The 21,088-nt window shown below is 67.0% G+C and carries 16 protein-coding genes and 1 pseudogene; 7 read left to right on the top strand and 10 right to left on the bottom strand.

Translation table 11 applies throughout. The features are described from left to right. Nucleotides 1-46: 46 nt before the first annotated feature. Entirely contained in the window at nt 47-928 is an 882-nt protein-coding gene (gene tsf, locus AC3A3Q_RS00215; RefSeq protein ID WP_487584355.1) for a translation elongation factor Ts, read from the bottom strand. Nucleotides 929-1,094: 166 nt separating this feature from the next. Further along, the gene (gene rpsB / locus AC3A3Q_RS00210) at nt 1,095-1,919 is read right to left on the bottom strand and encodes a 30S ribosomal protein S2 (RefSeq protein WP_487584354.1); all 825 of its coding nucleotides are present in this window, start codon (nt 1,917-1,919) and stop codon (nt 1,095-1,097) included. A gap of 338 nt (nt 1,920-2,257) precedes the next feature. Between rpsB and map the strand changes: the two genes are divergently transcribed. From map to dapE, 5 genes and pseudogenes are all read left to right on the top strand, one after another. Next, nucleotides 2,258-3,034 carry a type I methionyl aminopeptidase gene (map, locus tag AC3A3Q_RS00205; RefSeq protein ID WP_487584353.1) on the top strand — a complete coding sequence of 259 codons (777 nt, stop codon included), beginning with the start codon at nt 2,258-2,260 and terminating at the stop codon, nt 3,032-3,034. Beyond that, entirely contained in the window at nt 3,031-5,676 is a 2,646-nt protein-coding gene (gene glnD / locus AC3A3Q_RS00200; protein ID WP_487584352.1) for a [protein-PII] uridylyltransferase, read from the top strand. The genes map and glnD overlap by 4 nt, the downstream gene beginning before the upstream one ends. 62 nt (nt 5,677-5,738) lie before the next feature. Further along, nucleotides 5,739-6,584: pseudogene (gene dapD / locus AC3A3Q_RS00195) on the top strand (2,3,4,5-tetrahydropyridine-2,6-dicarboxylate N-succinyltransferase); the annotation flags it as partial. 2 nt (nt 6,585-6,586) lie between these two features. Then, nucleotides 6,587-6,952, top strand: coding sequence for a Spx/MgsR family RNA polymerase-binding regulatory protein (locus tag AC3A3Q_RS00190; RefSeq protein WP_487584351.1), 366 nt, complete (start codon nt 6,587-6,589; stop codon nt 6,950-6,952). A gap of 16 nt (nt 6,953-6,968) precedes the next feature. Further along, nucleotides 6,969-8,099: a succinyl-diaminopimelate desuccinylase gene (gene dapE, locus AC3A3Q_RS00185; protein WP_487584350.1), complete on the top strand. Its 1,131-nt coding sequence runs from the start codon at nt 6,969-6,971 to the stop codon at nt 8,097-8,099. Nucleotides 8,100-8,144: 45 nt separating this feature from the next. On the opposite strand, the gene AC3A3Q_RS00180 is transcribed toward dapE, so the two are convergent. Continuing rightward, entirely contained in the window at nt 8,145-10,487 is a 2,343-nt protein-coding gene (locus AC3A3Q_RS00180; RefSeq protein ID WP_487584349.1) for a penicillin acylase family protein, read from the bottom strand. A gap of 399 nt (nt 10,488-10,886) precedes the next feature. Between AC3A3Q_RS00180 and asnB the strand changes: the two genes are divergently transcribed. Next, nucleotides 10,887-12,587, top strand: a complete 1,701-nt coding sequence (gene asnB, locus AC3A3Q_RS00175) for an asparagine synthase B (protein ID WP_487584348.1) — start codon at nt 10,887-10,889, stop codon at nt 12,585-12,587. A 4-nt stretch (nt 12,588-12,591) separates the two neighbouring features. On the opposite strand, the gene AC3A3Q_RS00170 is transcribed toward asnB, so the two are convergent. Together AC3A3Q_RS00170 and azu are read right to left on the bottom strand one after the other, a co-directional pair. Continuing rightward, complete coding sequence (locus AC3A3Q_RS00170) at nt 12,592-13,701, bottom strand: PLP-dependent cysteine synthase family protein (RefSeq protein WP_487584347.1); 1,110 nt, start codon at nt 13,699-13,701, stop codon at nt 12,592-12,594. Nucleotides 13,702-13,768: 67 nt separating this feature from the next. Then, complete coding sequence (gene azu / locus AC3A3Q_RS00165) at nt 13,769-14,227, bottom strand: azurin (protein ID WP_487584346.1); 459 nt, start codon at nt 14,225-14,227, stop codon at nt 13,769-13,771. A gap of 433 nt (nt 14,228-14,660) precedes the next feature. On the opposite strand from azu, the gene AC3A3Q_RS00160 reads away from it, so the two are divergent. Further along, nucleotides 14,661-14,909: a hypothetical protein gene (locus AC3A3Q_RS00160; RefSeq protein WP_487584345.1), complete on the top strand. Its 249-nt coding sequence runs from the start codon at nt 14,661-14,663 to the stop codon at nt 14,907-14,909. Nucleotides 14,910-14,978: 69 nt separating this feature from the next. Here AC3A3Q_RS00160 and fabB read toward each other — a convergent pair whose 3' ends face one another. The 5 genes from fabB to AC3A3Q_RS00135 form a co-directional block, all read right to left on the bottom strand. Continuing rightward, nucleotides 14,979-16,202, bottom strand: a complete 1,224-nt coding sequence (fabB, locus tag AC3A3Q_RS00155; RefSeq protein WP_487584344.1) for a beta-ketoacyl-ACP synthase I — start codon at nt 16,200-16,202, stop codon at nt 14,979-14,981. Continuing rightward, on the bottom strand, nt 16,203-16,718 hold the full coding sequence (gene fabA / locus AC3A3Q_RS00150; RefSeq protein ID WP_487584343.1) for a 3-hydroxyacyl-[acyl-carrier-protein] dehydratase FabA: 516 nt from the start codon (nt 16,716-16,718) through the stop codon (nt 16,203-16,205). A 280-nt stretch (nt 16,719-16,998) separates the two neighbouring features. Then, on the bottom strand, nt 16,999-17,400 hold the full coding sequence (locus AC3A3Q_RS00145) for a SirB2 family protein (protein ID WP_487584342.1): 402 nt from the start codon (nt 17,398-17,400) through the stop codon (nt 16,999-17,001). Between the two features lie 20 nt (nt 17,401-17,420). Continuing rightward, the gene (locus tag AC3A3Q_RS00140) at nt 17,421-18,653 is read right to left on the bottom strand and encodes an NnrS family protein (RefSeq protein ID WP_487584341.1); all 1,233 of its coding nucleotides are present in this window, start codon (nt 18,651-18,653) and stop codon (nt 17,421-17,423) included. Between the two features lie 119 nt (nt 18,654-18,772). After that, nucleotides 18,773-21,046: a nitric-oxide reductase large subunit gene (locus AC3A3Q_RS00135; protein WP_487584340.1), complete on the bottom strand. Its 2,274-nt coding sequence runs from the start codon at nt 21,044-21,046 to the stop codon at nt 18,773-18,775. Between the last annotated feature and the right edge of the window lie 42 nt (nt 21,047-21,088).

Raw genomic sequence — 21,088 nt, 5'->3', positions numbered from 1 at the left:
CTCGCGGCCTTCTTGTTGTTGCATGCGCCGGGGAGGCGCCGGTGGCTTACGCCAGGCCGGCCTGCTTCATCACTTCGGCAGCGTAGTCCTCGACGACCTTCTCGATGCCTTCGCCAACAGCAAGACGCTGCATGGTGACGACGTCGGCGCCAGCGGCCTTGAGCACCTGCTCGACGGTCTGGTCGGTGTTGAGCACGTACGGCTGGCCGTACAGCGTGACCTCGTTGACGATCTTGGCGATCTTGCCGCTGATGATCTTCTCGAGGATCTCGGCCGGCTTGGCCTTGTCCTTCTCGGACATCTTGGCCAGCTCGATTTCCTTTTCCTTGGCCACGAACTCGGCCGGGACGTCGGAAGCCTTGATGTGCGGCGGGTTCATCGCGGCAACGTGCATGGCGATGCCACGGGCCAGCTCGATGTCGCCACCCTTGACCTCGACCAGCACGCCGATGCGGCCGCCGTGGACGTACGCGGCAACGTTGTTGGCGCTGTCGACGCGGGCGAGGCGGCGGACCTGCACGTTCTCGCCGACCTTGGAGATCACGGCGGCGCGAGTTTCCTCGACGGTCAGGCCGTCGTCGACCTTGGCCGACTTCAGCGCTTCGGCGTCGGCGGCGCCGGAGGCCAGGGCGGCCTTGGCGACGGCTTCGGTGAAGCCCAGGAAGTTGTCATCCTTGGCGACGAAGTCGGTCTCGGAGTTGATCTCGACCAGCACGGCCTTGCCGCCGTCCTGGGCAACCGCGATGCGGCCTTCGGCGGCGACGCGGTCGGCCTTCTTGTCGGCCTTGGCCAGACCCGACTTGCGCAGCCACTCGGCGGCAGCGTCGATGTCGCCATTGTTTTCGACGAGTGCCTTCTTGCACTCCATCATGCCGGCGCCGGTGCGCTCGCGCAGTTCCTTGACGAGGGAAGCGGTGATTTCAGCCATGGGGATTACCTCGGAATTCGGTGGATGTGCGGATGGCGCCAAAGGTCGCTCAGGCCATGGCTGGCCGGTGCGTGGCGCGTCCGCTGAATCAATTCAATGTGAACCAGATGCAGTACGACCAAAGCGATGCGACCGCGCATGATCGCGCGGCCGCATGACGCCGGCCTTACTCGGCGGCGTCGGCCTTCTTGGCCGGTGCCTTCTTGGCCGGGGCGCGGCCACGCGGGGCCTTGCGCTCGGCGCCGTTCTCTTCGCCTTCGGCGGCGGCTTCGGCGAAGTCTTCCTCGCGCACGCCAGCCGGCGTCGGCGCAGCGGCCTTGCCTTCCAGCACGGCGTCGGCGGCGGCACGGGCGTACAGCTGCACGGCGCGGATGGCGTCGTCGTTACCCGGGATGGCGTAGTCGACCAGGGCCGGATCGTAGTTGGTGTCGACGACGGCGATGACCGGGATGCCGAGCTTCTTGGCTTCCTTGATCGCGATGTCTTCGTGGCCGATGTCGATCACGAACAGCGCGTCGGGCAGGCGGTTCATTTCCTTGATGCCGCCCAGCGAGGCTTCCAGCTTGTCGCGCTCACGGCGCAGGCCCAGCACTTCGTGCTTGACCAGCTTCTGGAAGGTGCCATCGGTCTCGGCCGCTTCCAGCTCCTTCAGGCGCTGCACCGACTGCTTGACGGTGCGGAAGTTGGTCAGCGTGCCGCCCAGCCAGCGCTGGGTCATGTACGGCATGTTGCAACGCTCGGCTTCTTCCTTGATGGCTTCGCGCGCGCTGCGCTTGGTGCCGAGGAACAGGATCATGCCGCGCTTCTGCGCGATGCCCGAGATGAAGTTCATCGCGTCATTGAAGAGCGGAACGGTCTTCTCGAGGTTGATGATGTGGATCTTGCCGCGGGCGCCGAAGATGTACGGGCCCATCTTCGGGTTCCAGTAACGGGTCTGGTGGCCGAAGTGGACGCCTGCTTCGAGCATCTGGCGCATGGTGATCTGGGGCATTGCAAAACTCCAAGGCAGTGGAACCGGCCGCCGGGTAGGGTATGGCGGCTGCCCGCGGCAGGGCCGGGGGCGATGGTTCCGGGGTTGGGCCTCCCCGCTGCGTCCGTGACCGAACCTGTTGGCCCCGAAGGACCGCAGGCACCCCGGCACGAAGGGTTGCAGCGGGTGTGTATTCGCCTGCTCGGGGCCTGCTGGCCCGGTTGCTGCGCCCGGCGTGGGCGGTTGGGAAGGCACGAAGGCCTGGCCAAGCCGCGGGATTGTAGCCGTAACGCTGTGTTACGGGCAAGCTGGGGGTCGGTTGGACCCTGAACGGGCCGCAGATAGGCGATAATGGCGCCATGGCCATCACCATCAAGACCCCCGAAGAGATCGAGAAGATGCGCGTCGCCGGCCGCCTGGCCGCCGAGGTCCTGCAGGTCGTCGCCCCGCACGTGAAGGCGGGCGTGACCACCGAGGAACTGGACCGCATCTGCCACGATCATATCGTCAACGTGCAGAAGGCGATCCCGGCCAATGTCGGCTACAAGGGATTCCCCAAGACCGTGTGTACCTCGGTCAACAACGTCATCTGCCACGGCATCCCCAGCCCCGGCAAGGTCCTCAAGGACGGCGACATCGTCAATATCGATGTCACCGTGATCAAGGACGGCTGGCACGGCGACACCAGCCGCATGTACATGGTCGGCGAGCCGTCGGTCATGGCCAGGCGCCTGGTCGACGTGACCCGCGAGGCGATGTTCCGCGGTATCCGTACCGTGCGTCCGGGCGCGACCCTGGGCGACATCGGCGCGGCGATCCAGCAGTTCGCCGAAGCCGAACGCTTCAGCGTGGTGCGCGAGTACTGCGGCCACGGCATCGGCCGGATCTACCACGAAGACCCGCAGGTGCTGCACTACGGCCGCGCCGGCGAAGGGCTGGTGCTCAAGCCCGGCATGACCTTCACCATCGAGCCGATGATCAACGAGGGCGCGCGCCACACCAAATTGCTGCCCGACGGTTGGACCGTGGTCACCAAGGACCGCAAGCTCTCTGCGCAGTGGGAGCACACGGTCGTGGTCACCGACGACGGGGTCGAGATCCTGACCCGCGTTCCCGGGGACGACAACGACCTATGACGGCTCCGGTCGCCGACGCCGGATCCACCGCAGGATCGGCGGCGCGACCGGCGGCGCAGGAGACTGGTGACCAGGCGCTCGCCATCCGCAATGCGCTTGCGGCGGTAAGTGCCGGCCTGGCACAACGTTTCGACAGCGACCCCGACGCCGACATCGACCGCCTGCTGCAGGCGCGGACCGGCGCGGTCGACACCCAGGTGCGCGCCGCATGGGCCAGTTGCCTGCCGGCCGACGCGCCGCTGGCACTGTTCGCAGTCGGCGGCTACGGCCGCGGCGAACTGTTTCCGCAGTCGGACATCGATTTGCTGGTGCTCGCGGAGCCCGACGCCCAGGTCGCGCACGGCGAGGCGCTGGCCGCATTCGTCGCCTTGCTCTGGGATGCCGGCCTGCCGGTCGGCCACGCCGTGCGTTCAGCGGCGCAATGCACCCAGGCCGCCGCCGACATCACCGTGCTCACCGCGATGCTGGAAGCCCGTCCGCTGATCGCCACCGTCGAGGACATGCATGCCTTGCAGGTGGCGACGGCGCCGAACCAGGTATGGCCGGCGCGCGAGTTCTTCGGCGCCAAGCGCGAGGAACTGCGCCTGCGTCATGCCCGTTACGAGGACACCGCCGACAACCTCGAGCCGAACCTGAAGGAAGGCCCCGGTGGCCTTCGCGACGTGCAGACGCTGCGCTGGATGGCGCTGCGCATCGTCGGCACCGGCGACCTGGAGTCGCTGGTTGCGATCGGCCAGTTCGGCGCCGACGAACTGGCCACGCTCGAGCGCGAACGCCGCGCTTTGTCGCGCCTGCGCTTCGGCCTGCACCTGGTCGCGGGCAAGCGCGAGGAGCGGTTGCGCTTCGATTACCAGAAGCTGCTCGCGGAACGGCTGGGGCATGTCGACAACGCCGACACGCTTGCCGTCGAGCAGATGATGCAGGGCTTCTACCGCAGTGCCGCGCTGGTGCTGCGCATCGGCGAACGCCTGCTGCAGCGCTTCGAAGAGCAGATCGAAGGCGAGACCGCGCCGGTCGTCATCGACCATGCTTTCGAACTGCGCCGCGACTACCTGGCCGCGCGCGACCCGCAGTGGCCGCGCGATGCCTACGATGTCTTCGCACTGTTTGCCGTGTGGGCCGGGCACGATGCCGTCCGCGGCCTGCACTCGCAGACCGCGCGCGCACTGGCCGAGTCGCTGTCGCGCGTGCCGGCGTTCCAGCAGGCCGAGCCGGCGTTGCGCGAACGTTTCATCGCGCTGCTGCGCGGTCCGCACCCGGTGCATGCACTCGAGCGCATGGCGCGACTGGGCGTGCTGGGGCGCTGGATTCCGGCTTTCGCGAAAGTCTCCGGGCGCATGCAGTTCGACCTGTTCCATGTCTTCACCGTCGACCAGCACACGCTGGCGGTGCTGCGCAACCTGGCGCGCTTCGCCTCGGGCATCGTCGACGAGCGCTTCAGCATCGCCCACGAAGTGTGGCCGCGCCTGCGCAAGCCGGAACTGCTGCTGCTGGCCGGGCTGTTCCACGACATCGCCAAGGGCCGCGGCGGTGATCATTCCGAACTAGGTGCCGAGGATGCGCGCATCTTCTGCAGCACGATTGGGTTGTCGCGTGCCGACACCGCGCTGGTCGAATGGCTGGTGCGCCAGCACCTGCTGATGTCGGTGACGGCGCAGAAGCAGGACATCGCCGATCCGGAAGTGATCCATCGCTTTGCCGGCAAGGTCAACGATCGCGAGCACCTGGATCATCTGTATCTTCTGACCTGCGCCGACATCGCCGGCACTTCACCCAAGCTGTGGAATGCCTGGAAGGATCGCCTGCTGGCCGATCTCTACACGGCCACGCGCCTGGCGCTGCGCCGTGGACTCGAGCATCCGGTCGCAGGTGTCGAACGCGCAAGCGAAACCCGCGATGCCGCGCGCGCGATGCTGGCCACGCTCGGCTTCGGTGACGAGGACGTCGATCAACTCTTTGCGCGCATGCCCGAGATCGGCTTCCAGCGCAGCCGCCCCGACCAGATCGCCTGGCAGGCGGCCTCGCTGCGCGGCGTCGCCGTTGGCGAAACACGCGTGCGTGCGCGCGCCGTCGGCGAGCATGCCGGTGCCCTGGAAGTGTTCGTGCATTGCCAGGACCGCGATGGCCTGTTCGCCGCGATCGTGGCCACGCTCGATCGTCTCGGCCTGGCGATCCAGCAGGCGCGTGTGCTCGATGGGCCGAACGCGATGATCTTCGACAGCTTCGAGGTCGTGCCGATCGATCCGCGTTGCCCGCCGGGCATCGACGAGGTCGAACAGCGCCTGGCCGCAGTGCTCGACGGTCCGCTCGACCGCATCAAGCCGACGCGTCGCCAGCAGCCGCGCCACCTGCGCCATTTCCGCATCGCCGCGCAGGTCGGCTTCGACACGCTCGACGACGGCCGCACCATGCTCAGCCTGGTCTGCACCGACCGGCCCGGACTGCTGGCCGACGTCACCCAGGCCATCCGCGGCCAGGGTCTGCGCGTGCACGACGCCCGCATCGCCACCTTCGGCGAGCGCGCGGAGGACGTGTTCCAGCTCACCAGTACCCAACCCGACGGGCGCGATGGCGCGCTCGATGAAACGCAACAGGAGGCCCTGCGCGACGCGTTGCTGGCCTGCCTTGAAGGAGATCGTTGATGAGTTCCGAGAAGAAGCCCGCCCGCAAGACCACCCGCAAGGCCGTCCGCAAGAAGGTCGCGCCGAAGGGGCCGGGCGTCGACGAACTGAAGTTCATGGTCGACAGCGCCTTCGAGCGCCGGGCAATGCTGACCCCCGATGAGCTGGAAGGCTCGACGCGACCGACCGTCGAGCGCGTGATCTCTGGCCTGGAGAGCGGTGAGTTCCGCGTCGCCGAGCCCGACGGCAAGGGCGGCTGGACCGTCAACGAATGGCTGAAGAAGGCCGTGCTGCTGTACTTCCGCGTCAACGACATGCAGCTGGTCGAAGGTTTCCCGGCGCCGTTCTGGGACAAGATCCCGGGGCGCTTCGAGGGTTTCGGCGAGGCCGATTTCCGCAAGCTTGGCGCCCGCGTCGTGCCCGGTGCGATCGCCCGCCGCGGTTCCTATATCGGCAAGGACGTGGTGCTGATGCCGAGCTTCGTCAACATCGGCGCGCACGTCGGCGAAGGCACGATGGTCGATACCTGGGCCACGGTGGGTTCGTGCGCGCAGGTCGGCAAGCATTGCCACCTGTCCGGCGGTGCCGGCATTGGTGGCGTGCTCGAGCCGCTGCAGGCCTCGCCGACGATCATCGAGGACCATTGCTTCATCGGCGCCCGCTCGGAAGTCGTCGAAGGCTTCGTCGTCGGCCACCACAGCGTGATCGGCATGGGCGTGTTCCTCGGCCAGAGCACGCGCGTGTACAACCGCGCCACCGGCGAGATCACCTATGGCTACGTGCCGCCGTACAGCGTGGTCGTCTCCGGCCAGCTGCCGGCCAAGGACGGTTCGCACTCGCTGTACTGCGCGGTGATCGTCAAGCAGGTCGACGCCAAGACGCTGTCGAAGACCAGCATCAACGAACTGCTGCGCGGATTGGCGGACTGAAGATGACCACGCTCTACGGACTCAACAATTGCGACACCTGCAAGAAAGCCCGCAAGTGGCTTGACCGGTTCGGCCTGGGCTATGCCTTCGTCGATTACCGCGACGAGCGCCAGTCGCCCGAAAAGCTGGTCGAGTGGAAGGACCAGCTTGGTGGCTGGGACGCGATGATCAACAAGTCGTCCACGACCTGGCGCAGCCTGCCCGACAATCGCAAGACGCCAGGCTCCGATGCCGAATGGAAGCTGCTGCTGAAGGAATACCCGCAGCTGATCCGTCGTCCGTTGGTGATGACCGACGACGGCAGGGTCAGCCAGGGCTTCAGCGACAACGGCTTCAAGCAGCGCTTCGGCGTCGGCGCGCTGGGTTGACGGGCTGGACTGACGCATGAGCGACGTCCTTGACCTCACTCGCGACCTGATCGCACGCGCTTCGGTCACGCCGCAGGACGGCGATTGCCAGGCGATGCTCGGCCAGCGCCTGCTCGCCGCGGATTTCCGCTGCGAGCACATGCACTACGGCGACGTCGACAATCTGTGGGCGGTGCACGGCAGCGAGGGCCCGACGCTGGTGCTGCTCGGCCATACCGATGTGGTTCCGCCGGGACCTCGCGAAGCCTGGGCCAGCGATCCGTTCCTGCCCGAGATCCGCGACGGCGTGTTGTATGGACGCGGCGCCGCGGACATGAAGGGCAGTGTCGCCGCCTTCGTCATCGCGCTTGAGCGCTTCGTCGCTGCCCATCCCGACCATCCTGGCCGGGTCGCGCTGCTGCTGACCTCCGACGAGGAGGGCGATGCCATCGACGGCGTGCGCCGCGTTGCCGAGACGTTCCGCGAGCGCGGCGAACGACTGGACTGGTGCATCACCGGCGAGCCGTCTTCGATGGCGAAGCTGGGCGACCTGCTGCGCGTCGGCCGTCGCGGCACGTTGTCGGCGACGCTGACGGTGCGCGGCGTGCAGGGCCATGTCGCGTATCCCGACAAGGCCCGCAACCCGATCCACCAGGCCATGCCCGCGCTCGCCGAACTTTCGGCGCGTCGCTGGGACGACGGCTACGAGACGTTCCCGCCGACCAGCCTGCAGATCAGCAACATCCATGCAGGCACCGGCGCCAACAACGTCATTCCCGGCGAGCTCGAAGTGCTGTTCAACCTGCGCTTCAATCCCAGCTGGTCTGCAGAGCGGCTTGAGCAGGAATGCGAAGCGGTGCTGCAGCGGCACGGGCTGGAGTTTGAAGTGCGCTGGCATCGCGGCGGCGAGCCGTTCTACACGCCCGAAGGCCCGCTGCGTGCTGCCGCGCGTGAAGTGCTGGGCCGTTATTGCGGCGCCGCGCCGGAGGAAAGCACCGGCGGCGGTACTTCGGATGCGCGCTTCATCGCGCCGCTGGGCGCGCAGTGCATCGAGATCGGCCCGGTGAATGCCAGCATCCACAAGGTGGACGAACATGTGTCGGTGGCCGATCTCGAGGCATTGCCGGATCTGTACCTGGCACTGATCGAGCGGATGCTGCTGCGCTGACGCAGGCCTCTCCCGCGAACGGGAGAGGCGTCGCACCGATGCCGATTACTGCGGCGCCAGCTTGAGCGTGTGCTGCGTCTTTCCAGGCAGGAACGGCGTCGGCCGTCCATGCACCCAGTCGTCGTGGCCCGCGCCCCAGAACGGCGACATCAGGTGACCGCTCTGTCCGCCGGGCATGTGGATGATGCCGTCGGCTTCGTGGCCCGGTGACACCACCATGCGCTCGGACGCGCCGAAGTTCGGCCCCTGCACGCGCGGCATGCCGCTGTCGCCGGGCAGCTCATCGGCGGCCATGCACAGCGCCGGCTTGGCGAAGGCGGGCAGGGCACGGCTGAGCGGATGGCAGATCCTGGCGGTGTTGCGCTCGCCCCAGCTGCGCTGCGCGATCGGGCCCTTCTCCTGCAACTCGTCGCGCACTTCACGCGCGGCATCCTCGAACAATGCATCCCACGAGGCGAAGCGACGCGGCAGCAGGTTCGCCGGGCGCTGGGTCACCAGTGGCCAGGCCACGCCTTCGAAGTGCGAGAGGTTGGGCATCTCGAAGTCCTTGCCCAGCGCGGCCTGCGCCGGTGCGGTCAGGCCGTCGAGCAGGCGGTCGTGCACGGCCAGGCGCCAGGCGCGCACGATCCGGTAGCTGGCCGAGTCGGTGCTGGCGTGGCCCTGCCAGGTCGGTGATGCCACGGCCAGTTCGTGCAGCGCCGGCGACTTGTCCGACGTGCCCTGGTCGCGCAGCAGCTGCCACCAGCGCGTCAGGAACAATGCGCGATCGTCGAGCTGGATTGCCAGCAGGTCGCGTTCGTTGAAACGCTCCCTGGCGAACAGGCCGTCGCGGATCTGTCGGGCACGCGCGCCATTGGCGTAGCCACCGTCGCCGATGCGGGCAAGCAGCGCGCCGTCCACGACGCGGGTGTTGGCGCTCCACATCCGCTGCACCGTGCCCGGCGGCAGGGCGATGCCCGAGGCGGTCGTGATCGGCCACGGCGGGCACGATGCTGCGTCGCTGACGGTGGTCGCCGCGCAGCTGGCCTGGCGCACGGGCGCCGGACCGAGCAGGCGCCAGGTGATGCGGCCGTCGCGACCGCCGATGGCGAGGTTCTGCCCGGGGATCGCGGTGTGGTCGGCCATCTGCAGGGCATCGTCGAGCGAGCGCGCGTGCAGGAAATCGGCGAGTCCCAGGTTCATCGAACCGGGCTGGTGGGCAACCCAGCGCAGGGCCAGGCCACTGCCATCGGGCTGGCGGAACAGGATCGGTCCCCAGGCCGATTCGTCGACCGGGAATTCGACATCGGACTGGCCGGCGACGCGGATGCGCTCCACGTGCCGCGTCACGCCCGCGCAGGGTTCGGCGCAGGCCGGCTGGCTCTGCCAGTCGAGCCAGTCGCCGTAGCTGTTGGTGAAGCCCCAGGCGACCTGGCCGTTGCTGCCAACCACCAGCGCCGGCAGGCCGGGCAGGGTGAATCCGGTGGCGTCGACGTGTCCGCCGACGGCGCGCGTGTCGGGATAGCGAAGGCGTGCGCGGAACCAGATGTTCGGTGCGCGCAGGCCCAGGTGCATGTCGTCGGCGACGATGGCGCGGCCGTCGGCGGTGAGCTGGCCGGAGACAGCGAAGTTGTTGCTGCCCACGTCCGAGCGCTCGGGCACGTTGGCCGGGCGGTCGGCGGGATCGGGCATCGACAGCTTGCGCAGGTCGAGCGTGGCCGCATCGGGCAGGGTGGCGTCGCCACGCGGCCGGCCGGCCAGCGGTGCGTCCCAGCTGCTGCCGTCGTGGGCGAGCAGCGCATACAGCGCCTCCGGCACCTGCGGCCTGAGCTTCCACATCGCCAGTTCGCGTGCGTTGCTGGCGTCCTGCAGGTCGAAGTACATGGCGTAGCCGGCCAGTGCAGAGTCTTCCAGGCGCCACGGCTCGGGCTGGGTGCGCAGCAGCAGGTAGGGCCAGGGGCGTACCTTCAATGCGGCCACGCCGGCATTGACGCCATCGACGTAGGCCTGCGCCATCGATCGCTTGTCGCCGAGGATCGCATCGAGGTGGGCGCTCACGCGCGCACGCATGCGGTGCACGCGGCGCTGCTTGTCGGTGTCGATCGCGGCCGGGCCGAACAGGGCCGACAATTCGCCGGACGATGCGCGGCGCAGCAGGTCCATCTCGAAGTAGCGTTCCTGCGCGTGGACGTAGCCCAGTGCGCGCATCGCATCGGCTTCGTTGGCGGCATCGACGGTGACCACGCCCAGCGCGTCGCGCTGGATCGAAACCGGTGCCGACAGGCCGGGCAGGGCGAGTTCGCCATCCAGGCTCGGCAGGCTGCCGCGCATCAGCCACCAGATCGCGAAAGCGCCTGCCACCAGCAACAGCAGCAGCGCGATCAGGCTGCGTTTGATCAGTTTCTTCATGGTCCCCGTCGTGGATTGATTCCCCGTCCTAGTGTCGCGCAATTGGATGGGCGTAGGAGCGAGCTTGCTCGCGACCAGGCCGGACCGCGCCTGGCCGACGGATCGCGAGCAAGCTCGCTCCTACCCAAGGGGAGGGGGCTTGCAAGTGGCCGCCGGCTGTCGCAGGATCGGCCCATGTCTTCCGTCCAGGCCCTCGCCCACGCCACCAATGCCGCGCTCCGCGGCGGCGCGCCCGTGGCCGGCCTGAACAATAACAACCGCAATAACGCCAGCCACCCGCGGGCCGGCGATTAGCGCGCACAAGACACGCTAACTCGCTCACGAAGCCCGCGCCAAAAGCGCGGGCTTCTTCGTTTCTGCCTTCCCGCCACCGAAAGAAGCCCACCCAGGAGTCCTCCCATGTGTTCCATCCTCGGCATATTCGGCCTGCAACCCGGCGACGACGTGCAAGCGCTGCGCCGGCGCGCCCTCGAGCTTTCGCAACGCCAGCGCCACCGCGGCCCCGACTGGAGCGGCGTGCACCTGGACGACGGCGTGATCCTCGTCCACGAGCGCCTGGCCATCGTCGACCCTGCCGGCGGCTCGCAGCCGCTGCATTCGGAAGACGGCGAACTGGCGCTGGCCGTCAACGGCGAGATCTACAACCACCGCGAGCTTGAGCAACGGCTGCGCGAACCGTATGCGTTCCAGACCGGCTCGGACTGCGAGGTGATCAGCGCGCTCTACCGCGAACGTGACGACGTCGCCGCTTGGCTCAACGAGCTCAACGGCATCTTCGCGTTCGCGCTTTGGGATGCAGGCAACAAGCGCTACCTGATTGCGCGCGACCCGATTGGCGTATGCCCGCTGTACTGGGGGCACGACCATGACGGCCGCCTTTGCGTGGCCTCGGAGATGAAAGCGCTGGCCGATGTCTGCGCCGATGTCGCCCAGTTCCCGCCGGGTCACTACTACGACAGTTCCAGCGGTGAACTGGTGCGCTATTACGTCAAACCCTGGCGCGACTACGACGCGACGCAGGGCGTGGAAGTGGCGAAGCAGGAGCTGCGCGAGGCCTTCGAGCGCGCGGTGCACCGGCAGATGATGAGCGACGTGCCTTACGGCGTGCTGTTGTCGGGCGGGCTGGACTCGTCGCTGGTTGCCGCAGTGGCCGCACGCTACGCACGCAAGCGCATCGAGGACAACGACGCCAGCGAAGCGTGGTGGCCGCGCCTGCATTCGTTCGCGATCGGTCTGGACGGTTCGCCCGACCTCGCCGCGGCCGAGATCGCAGCGCAGGCGCTGGGCACGGTACACCACGGTTTCACCTATACCTTCGAGGAGGGCCTGGACGCACTGCCGGAAGTGATCCGCCACATCGAGACCTATGACGTCACCACCATCCGCGCCTCCACGCCGATGTTCCTGCTGGCGCGGCGGATCAAGGCGATGGGGGTGAAGATGGTCCTGTCGGGCGAGGGCAGCGACGAGATCTTCGGTGGCTACCTGTACTTCCACAAGGCGCCCAACGCACGCGAGTTCCATGAAGAGACCGTGCGCAAGATCGATGCCCTCTACAACTACGACTGCCTGCGCGCGAACAAGTCGATGATGGCCTGGGGCGTGGAGCCGCGCGTGCCGTTCCTCGATGTCGAGTTCCTCGACGTGGCGATGCGCATGGACGCGCAGTACAAGATGGCAGGGCCCGGGCCGGACGGTACGCGACGCATCGAGAAGTCGATCCTGCGCGAAGCTTTCGACGGCTACCTGCCCGAATCGATCCTGTGGCGGCAGAAGGAGCAGTTCAGCGACGGCGTCGGGTATGGCTGGATCGACGGTCTCAAGGCGCACGCGCAGGCGCAGGTCAGCGACCGCGTCTTCGCCGCGGCCACCAGCCGCTTCCCGGTCAACCCGCCGCAGACGAAGGAGGCCTATCTGTACCGGCACATCTTCGAGCAGTTCTTCCCCAGTGCCGCCTGCGCCGAGACCGTGCCGGGCGGAAAGTCGATCGCCTGCTCGTCACCGGCGGCGATTGCCTGGGACGCGGCGTTCGCGACCATGGCCGATCCGTCCGGTCGTGCGGTCGCGGGGGTGCACCAGGCGGCGCTGGGGCAGGCATGACGGCTCAGGTCGCCGCTGCAGCGACTGCAAGCTCCAGGTCTGTACCGTCCAGCGCGGCAACCAGGGCGGCGTCGGCGTGGACAACGTCGATGCCGTTGCGGTCGTACCAGTCGGCGGCGTAGTAGCTGTGCGCATAGCGTTCGCCGCCATCGCACAGGATGGCGACGATCGACCCGGTCTGGCCTGCAGATCGCATGCATTGCGCTGCGTACAGCACGCCGACGAAATTGGTTCCGGTCGATCCCCCGACGCGACGGCCCAGGCAGGTGCTGACGTGACGCATCGCCGCCAGGCTCAGCGAATCAGGCACTTTGACCATGGTGTCGATGCAGCCCGGGATGAAACTGGGCTCCACCCGCGGCCGGCCGATGCCTTCGATGCGCGAGCCGTGCGGCAGCGACAGGCTGGCGTCGGCGCGCCCGCGCATTGCACCGGCGTAGTAGTCGAAGAACACCGATGATTCCGGGTCGGCGCAGAGGATGCGGGTGTCGTGGCGACGATATCGGACGTATCGGCCGAGCGTCGCCGAAGTGCCGCCGGTGCCGGCGCTGCACACGATCCATGCCGGGACCGGATGCGGCTCCAGCGCCATTTGCCTGAAGATGGATTCGGCGATGTTGTTGTTGGCACGCCAGTCGGTGGCGCGCTCGGCGTAGGTGAACTGATCCATGAAATGGCCGCCGCTCTGACGCGCCAGCCGCCGGGACGCTTCGTCCAGCCCGCTGGCACCGTCGACCAGGTGGCACTGGCCACCGTAGAACTCGATGGCGCGGATCTTCTCCGGCGACGTCCCGTGGGGCATGACCGCGACAAAGGGCAGGCCAAGCAGCCGCGCGAAATAGGCTTCCGACACCGCGGTCGAGCCGCTGGAGGCTTCCACCACGGTGCTCGCCTCATGCAGCCAGCCATTGGCCAGTGCATAGAGAAACAGCGAGCGCGCCAGCCGGTGCTTGAGACTGCCGGTGGGGTGGCTGGACTCGTCCTTCAGGTAGACGTCGATGCCGAGATAGCCGGGCAGCTCGAGCGGTATCAGATGGGTGTCGGATGAGCGGTTGAAGTCGGCCTCGATCCTGGCAATGGCCGTGGCGACCCAGTCGCGGTGGTTGCGTGCCATCGTTGCCTCCGCCTCGCAGAGTGGGCCGGCGGCACACCCGCCGGAGCGGGTGGCCGCGGCTCGCCCCTTACTTGGTGACCGTCAACTTGCCCTTCATCAGCGTCGAGTGGCCGGGGAAGCTGCAGAAGAACGTGTAGTCGCCACCGGCTGTGAGCTTCTTGCCGGGGAAGGTGACCTTGGTTTTCTGGCCGCCGCCGACCAGTGTCGTCGCGGCGATCACGCGGGTGTCGCCCTTGGTGACGTAATTGTTCGCCGCGCCGGCCTTGATGCCGTCCCGCGCGATGGCGTCCACGTCCTTGGTCGCGCTGATGACCACGTTGTGGCCCATGGCTGCGACAGGCAGCTTGCCGGTGTGCACGAGTTCGACGGTGATGCTGGGGCACGCGGCCGACACCGTTGCTGTCTTCAGATCGAACTTCATTGCATCGTCGCCCTTGAGCGAGATGGTGCAGTTGCTGGCGGCGTGGGCGAATCCGGACGCGGCGAGCAGTCCGAGGCAGAGCAGTGAGGTGGAAAGGATCTTCATGGGTTACTCCTTGGAGAAGCTCGAACTGGGTGAAGGGTTGTCAGGGCGAGGCAGCGAAGGATTGCTTCACCTGGGCGACGAATCCCGGATCGGCTGCAGGCCGGTGACTGCGCTGCGGGCGAGGACCCGGCCGTCGCGGTCAAGCAGGATCGGTGCGCTGGTGTGGTTGAAGCCCGACGACCATACACGCCCCCCATGTGACTGCCTTGGCAATGGCTCACGGTAGGCCCGGGCACGGCGCTTTGCCTTGATGTACGTCAAACCAGCCGGCTGCGTAGCGACGTGGACGCGAGCGTCGGCCTGCGAGCCAACCTGCGTCGGGCTTGATCCTGGTCAACGCTGATGCGCGCGACTTTGCCTAGCCTTGGCCGTGCACTTCACGCAGGCGAACCACCAGCGTGCTTCACGTCACATCACGGCAACGGAGACTCTCATGTCCACTCAAAACAACCTCGCCGGCCAACCAGTTGACGAGCAGTTGCTCACGGCTGCGTTGCGCAATGCCGACCCGCATGCCGCGGTCAGCGTCGAGAGCGCCACTGGCCAGCTCAACGTCTCCACCGTGCTCAGCGAGCACGAAGTCCTGGAGATACTGGGCGGGTTGGGGGTGCGGGCCACTCCCACCGACAGCAACGCCGAGGCAGGTCACCAGGGCGGGCAGTGCTGCGGAAGTTGCGGGTAAGCGTGGGCCGTGCAGTCCGGCAACCGTGTGGGGCAGCAGTCGCTGCCCCACTGTCGAGCGCCTTCGCGGCTACTGAACGCGCTTGAACACCAACGTGGCGTTGGTGCCGCCGAAGCCGAAGCTGTTCGACATCACCGTCGTACAGACCTGATCACGACTCTCGCGCACGATCGGGAATCCCTCTGCGCGCGGATCGATGGTGTCGATATTGGCCGAGCCGGCAATGAAGCCGTCCTCCATCATCAGCAGGCAGTAGACAGCCTCGTGCACGCTGGCCGCTCCGAGCGAGTGGCCGCTGAGCGCCTTGGTTGACGACAGCGGCGGGATCGCGCCGCCGAATGCCGCGCGAACCGCTTCCAGCTCGACCACGTCGCCCAAAGGGGTCGAGGTTCCGTGGGTATTTAGGTAGTCGACCGGACCGACGCCCTGGCCATCCAGTCCGGCCAGCGCCATCTGCATGCACCTGACCGCGCCCTCGCCCGAGGGCGCGACCATGTCGGCGCCATCGGAGGTCACGCCGTAGCCCACCAGCTCGGCAATGATGCGCGCGCCGCGGGCCTTGGCGTGCTCGTAATCCTCCAGCACCAGCATGCCGCCGCCGCCGGCGATTACGAATCCGTCGCGGTCGGCGTCATAGGGGCGCGATGCCGCAAGCGGGTTGTCGTTGCGATGGGTCGACAGCGCGCCCATGGCGTCGAACTGCGAAGTCATGCCCCAGTGCACTTCTTCGCCGCCACCGGCGAATACCACGTCCTGCACGCCAAGGCGGATGAGATCGGCGGCCATGCCGATGCAGTGCGCCGAGGTCGCGCAGGCCGCGGACACCGAATAGCTGTGGCCGCGAATGCCGAACGCAGTGGCCAGCGAGGCCGATACCGTCGAGCACATCGTGCGCGGCACCATGTACGGGCCGACTCGACGAACGCCCTTGTTGCGCAACAGGTCGGCGGTTTCGATCTGCCATTGCGGCGAACCGCCGCCCGAACCGGCGATCACACCGGTGCGGACATTGCGCACCTGTTCCTCGTCGAGACCTGCGTCTGCGATCGCGTCCTGCATGGCCACGTAGCTGTAGGCCGCCGCATCGCCCATGAAGCGCTTGAGCTTGCGGTCGATCCGCGCATCCAGGTCGATGTGCGGAACGCCCGCGACCTGGCTGCGCAGCCCCAATTGTTCGTACTCGGGGACGAAGCTGATGCCGGGACGTCCTTCGCGCAACGATGCGGAAACCGAAGCGCGATCATTGCCGATGCAGGAAACGATACCCAGGCCGGTGATGACTACCCTGCGCACTCAGAAGCCCTCCGTCGAGGTGAACAGACCGACGCGCAGGTTGTCCGCGGTGTAGATCTCGCGTCCGTCGACCGACATCCTGCCTTCGCCGATGACCAGCGCCAGCTTGCCGCGCATCACGCGGCGGATGTCGATCTCGTACTGGACCAGCTTGGCATTGGGCAGCACCTGGCCGGTGAACTTCACCTCGCCCACGCCCAGCGCTCGGCCGCGGCCGGGTTCGCCCAGCCACGGCAGGAAGAAGCCGCACAGCTGCCACATCGCATCCAGGCCCAGGCAACCGGGCATCACCGGGTCGCCTTCGAAATGGCAGGCGAAGAACCACAGGTCGGGTTTGATATCGAGTTCTGCGCGGATCACGCCCTTGCCGTAGCGGCCACCCTCGGTCGAAATCTCGGTGATGCGATCGAACATCAGCATCGGCGGAGCCGGCAGGCGGGCATTGCCCGGACCAAACATGGTGCCGTTGGCACATGCGAGCAACTGCTCGCGATCGAATGAGGAGGGACGGGTCATCTGGCTTCTGCTGCGACTTGGTAATCCGACAAGTGTCGTCGTCTGCATTGGCCGCTGCAATGACTGCGATCAAGCTTGAAAAACCGTACCGGCGCGTATGCAAGCCCGCGTAATGCCGCCGAGGCGTTGACGGCGTGCTCGACATCCTGCCAGTGCGCTCCAGCGCCGTGGGCCATTCAGGCCCGGACCGTGCCCGGAAGCGAGGTGCGGCCGCCACAGTCGCTGGCCCAGCGGCCACTTTCACGGACCACGGCAAGGGTCAGGCGTTGCGGCCGCCGGATCAGGCCTGCCAGAGGTAAAACACGCCGAGCGGATGGTGCGCGCGTGCAATGAAATAGATCTGCGCGAACGCCAGCAATGCGGCGACCAGGAAACCGGCACGCGCGCGGCGGCTGCGGCCGTCACGCATCGCCATCACGCCGAGCACGATGTAAGTCACCACCAGTGCGACCTTGACCGCCAGCCAACCGTTGGCGAACAGACCGCCCGGCAGGATCGTCAGCAGCATCATTGCCGCGGTCAGCAACACCGTGTCGATGCCGTAGCTTACGTAGCGCACCGGCGCTGCCATCGGCCAGCGCATGCCGGCCACGGCGGCACTGCCGCGCATGGCGAACAGTGCGCCGCTGCAGGTGATCGCGGCAATGTGCACCAGCTTGATCTGCGGATAGAACTCGATCATGGATTCGACTCGTATGGCGCTCAGCCCGGTTGACCATCCGCGCGCGGGCTGAGGTAGATGACGCCGATCCGCGTGACCCAGGGCAGGAAGGCGAGCAGCCAACCCGCGGCGGCCAGCACCTGCCAGGCCAGCACATCGGGCATGAGTTCGGCGGCCACGCGCATGGCAGCGACCACCTGGATCGCGATGAAGGCGAACCACGCCACCGGCGGCATCACCAGTGGCCGTCCGGAATGGCCTTGCGTCACGCGCGTCACCATGGCCACCAGCAGGCTGCCGAAGAATCCGATGAACAGTGCATGCATCGGCGCACGGCCCAGCACGAATTCACCGGTGATCAGGTACGTGAGGCTTTGCGTGACATACAGCCCGAAGGTCAGTGGCAGCCATGCGGTGCCGATGAAGAGCACTGCCAGCAAGCCGGGCATGCGTCCGCGGGGCCACCAGTGCCACAGGGCGATGACGCTGGCCACCAGCAGCGGTACATCCGCCAGCCACAGCCAGGCGTATGCGTGGCTCAGTTCCATCGCCAGGTGCACCAGCAGCAGTGCCCACATCGTCGCCAGCCACGCCATCGGTCGCCATGGCTGATAGCCGGGCACGACGTTGCCGGCGAAGAACGGGAACATCCGATGGGCGACAGTGATGTACACCGGCAGCAGCAATCCGATGCTGCCGACCTTGACGCTGAACATCACCCAGAATGGGGAAGCGCCGAGTGCGAACGCGATGAAGGCGGCAACGCCGACGAGGCCGAGGATCAGTCCGGCCAGGCACGACCAGGCGTGCCAGGTGCGGCCTTTTTCCAGCAACACCTGGCGGCCGAGGATGGCAACGCCCGCGATCCAGCCGGCCAGGGCCATCCACAGACCGACCGTAAAGCCGACTTCCCAGCCGCAGGCACCCAGCAGGATCGCGAGCTGCCCGCCCATCAGGCCAGCGCCGACCGGTACGTAGTGCCAGCGCTGCGGTGGGGCCAGCCCCATCCAGCGCGGGAATACCGTCAGCAGGAAGCCGAAGATGAAACTGGGCAGCACCAGGTACTGCATGATGAATGCATGCAGCCAGCCGGCGTAGACCGGCGTTTGCGGCATCGTCCAGCCGCTCCAGCGTACCGATGCCATCCACAAGGCCCACCACAGCATCGCCAGCAGGAGATTGCCGGCGCCAATGAAGAACATCAGCCGATGGGGTGCCTGGACGAGGTGTCGGGTCGACAGGCCGGAAGCGGGAATGGGAGTGGGCTGGCGCATGGCGCGAGTGTGGACTCGCAGGGGCGGGGATGCCTTGATCTGGATCACCCGGAGTGTGTGCCTTTCCGCTCTGAAGAAAAAGGGCCGCAAAAGCGGCCCTTTTCCCGGGTGCGTCCGGTTCAGCGATGCGCCGGCAGCGCATCCAACGCCGCTTCGCGCTGCGGTGCAACCCACAGCCGCAGCACGAACCAGGCCAGCGAAACCGCGCCGACGCTGAAGATCGTGTCGCCAGGAACGCGCATCCACACCAGCATCTCGACGATCGGCTGCTGCATGAAATCAGCCGAACGTGCGTACCAGTAGCCGTGGTCGAGCGCAGCGATCAGCTGCAGGATGCCCAGCGGCAGCAGCGTGAACAGTGCCATGCCGGCGAGGCCGAGGTTGAGCGCCCAGAAACTGGTCCGCAGCAGGCGTTCGTTCCAGACCACGTCCGGTTTCAGGCCGCGCAGGCAGAACAGCATCAGGCCGATGCCGAGCATGCCGTAGACACCGAACAATGCCGTGTGGCCGTGCGTCGCCGTGAGGTTCAGGCCCTGCATGTAGTACAGCGACAGCGGCGGATTGATCAGGAAGCCGAACAGGCCCGCGCCCACGAGGTTCCAGAACGACACCGCGATGAAGAACATGATCGGCCAGCGGTAACGCTGCATCCACGGTGTCGACTTGCCCATCTTGTAGCTGTGGTAGGCCTCGAAACCGACGTAGGCAAGCGGCACCACTTCCAGTGCCGAGAAGCTGGCACCCAGGGCGATCACCGCGGTCGGAGTGCCGGTGAAGTACAGATGGTGCAAGGTGCCCAGCACGCCGCCGGCCATGAACACGATCGTGGCGAACAACACCGCCACCGTCGCCGTGCGCACCTGCAGCAAGCCCAGGCGCGTGAACAGGAACGACATCACGGCCACGGCGAAGACCTCGAAGAAGCCCTCGACCCACAGGTGCACCACCCACCAGCGCCAGTACTCGACCATCGACAGCGAGGTGTGCTCGCCCCACATCAGGCCGGCGCCGTAGAACAGTCCGATGGCGACGGTCGACAGGAACAGCAGCATCACGATCGAGCGCGAATCGCCGCCGTTGCGCAACGCCGGCCACAGTGAGCGGCCGACCAGGGTCAGCCACAGGCCCAGGCCGATGAACAGGAACCACTGCCAGAAGCGACCCAGGTCGACGTATTCCCAACCCTGGTGGCCAAACCAGAAGTTCTTCTCCAGGCCGAGCTTCTGCATGACGGCGAGCCATTGCCCGGCGAAGGCACCGACCACGATCACCAGCAGGCAGACCCACAACACGTTCACACCCAGGCGCTGGAAACGCGGCTCGTGCCCGGAAATGGCCGGACCGATGTAAAGCCCCATGCCCAGCCAGGCCGTGGCGATCCACAGCACCGCCAGTTGCGTGTGCCAGGTGCGCGTGAGCGAATAGGGCAGCACATCGGCCAGGGCGAAGCCGTAAGCCTGCTGGCCTTCGACCTGGTAATGCGCGGTGATCGCGCCAAGCAGGATCTGGGTCAGGAACAGCGCCATCACGACCCAGAAGTACTTGGCCGTGGCCTTCATCGATGCGGTGACCTTGATCGCCGCCAGTGGATCGTTCTTGGGTAGCACCGGCGCGAACTCGTCGCCGTGGTTGACGGCGTAATGCCAGCCCAGCAGGCCGATGCCGGCGATCAGGAACAGCACGCTGAACACTGTCCAGACGAAGGCGCTGGACGGCGGCTTGTTGCCCACCAGGTCGTCGGCCGGCCAGTTGGAGGTGTAGGTGATGTCCGAACCGGGCCGCTCGCTGACCGCTGCCCACGCGGTCCACCAGTAGAACGCGGTCAGCATGCGACGGTGCGCTGCATCGGCGACGGTGCCGTCGCGCATCGCGTACGCCTCGCGCAGTCCCGCGGTGGCCGGGTCAGTGCCGAACAGGCTCTGGTAGTGCGCCGCGACCTTGGCGATCGCGGCAACGCGGTCGTCATCCAGGCGGATGGTTCCGGTCGATGCGTCGTAGGTGTTGGTCCGCATCATCTTCTGCAGGCGGGCGCGGTAACCGGCCTGGAGGGTGGCGTCGAGATGTTTGTAGCTGTCGACGCCGGCTTCTTTCCGTGCCCAGCCGTCCATGACGGCTTCGGCTTCGCGGTGCAGCCAGTCGGCGCTCCAGTCCGGCGCGACGTAGCCGCCGTGTCCCCAGATCGAGCCCAGCTGCTGGCCGCCGATCGATTGCCAGACCTGGCGGCCGGTCTCGATGTCGGCGCGGGTGAAGATCGTTTCGCCGTTGGCTCCGACCACCTGTTCGGGCATAGGTGGTTGTTGGCGGTGGATTTCGCTGCCGACCCAGATCAGGACGGCAAACGAAGCGATGAGCAGGATCGCCAATCCTGCCCAAAGCTTGCGGGTGGAATTCATTGCGGCACTCCAGTGATGGAACGGACGCCGGCATGTTCTGCC

The sequence above is a fragment of the Lysobacter sp. Soil_C_59 genome (genome assembly GCF_057656415.1).
The sequence above is the reverse complement of the archived record's forward strand: the minus strand, read 5'-3'. Positions and strand labels throughout refer to the sequence as shown.

Excerpts from the sequence above, each read along its gene's own strand:
- asnB (WP_487584348.1), top strand. The coding sequence starts at position 10,887 with ATGTGTTCCATCCTCGGCATATTCGGCCTGCAACCCGGCGACGACGTG.
- tsf (WP_487584355.1), bottom strand. The coding sequence starts at position 928 with ATGGCTGAAATCACCGCTTCCCTCGTCAAGGAACTGCGCGAGCGCACC.
- AC3A3Q_RS00180 (WP_487584349.1), bottom strand. The coding sequence starts at position 10,487 with ATGAAGAAACTGATCAAACGCAGCCTGATCGCGCTGCTGCTGTTGCTG.
- AC3A3Q_RS00135 (WP_487584340.1), bottom strand. The coding sequence starts at position 21,046 with ATGAATTCCACCCGCAAGCTTTGGGCAGGATTGGCGATCCTGCTCATC.
- dapE (WP_487584350.1), top strand. The coding sequence starts at position 6,969 with ATGAGCGACGTCCTTGACCTCACTCGCGACCTGATCGCACGCGCTTCG.
- rpsB (WP_487584354.1), bottom strand. The coding sequence starts at position 1,919 with ATGCCCCAGATCACCATGCGCCAGATGCTCGAAGCAGGCGTCCACTTC.
- AC3A3Q_RS00160 (WP_487584345.1), top strand. The coding sequence starts at position 14,661 with ATGTCCACTCAAAACAACCTCGCCGGCCAACCAGTTGACGAGCAGTTG.
- fabA (WP_487584343.1), bottom strand. The coding sequence starts at position 16,718 with ATGACCCGTCCCTCCTCATTCGATCGCGAGCAGTTGCTCGCATGTGCC.
- map (WP_487584353.1), top strand. The coding sequence starts at position 2,258 with ATGGCCATCACCATCAAGACCCCCGAAGAGATCGAGAAGATGCGCGTC.
- azu (WP_487584346.1), bottom strand. The coding sequence starts at position 14,227 with ATGAAGATCCTTTCCACCTCACTGCTCTGCCTCGGACTGCTCGCCGCG.
- glnD (WP_487584352.1), top strand. The coding sequence starts at position 3,031 with ATGACGGCTCCGGTCGCCGACGCCGGATCCACCGCAGGATCGGCGGCG.
- AC3A3Q_RS00145 (WP_487584342.1), bottom strand. The coding sequence starts at position 17,400 with ATGATCGAGTTCTATCCGCAGATCAAGCTGGTGCACATTGCCGCGATC.
- AC3A3Q_RS00140 (WP_487584341.1), bottom strand. The coding sequence starts at position 18,653 with ATGCGCCAGCCCACTCCCATTCCCGCTTCCGGCCTGTCGACCCGACAC.
- AC3A3Q_RS00190 (WP_487584351.1), top strand. The coding sequence starts at position 6,587 with ATGACCACGCTCTACGGACTCAACAATTGCGACACCTGCAAGAAAGCC.
- AC3A3Q_RS00170 (WP_487584347.1), bottom strand. The coding sequence starts at position 13,701 with ATGGCACGCAACCACCGCGACTGGGTCGCCACGGCCATTGCCAGGATC.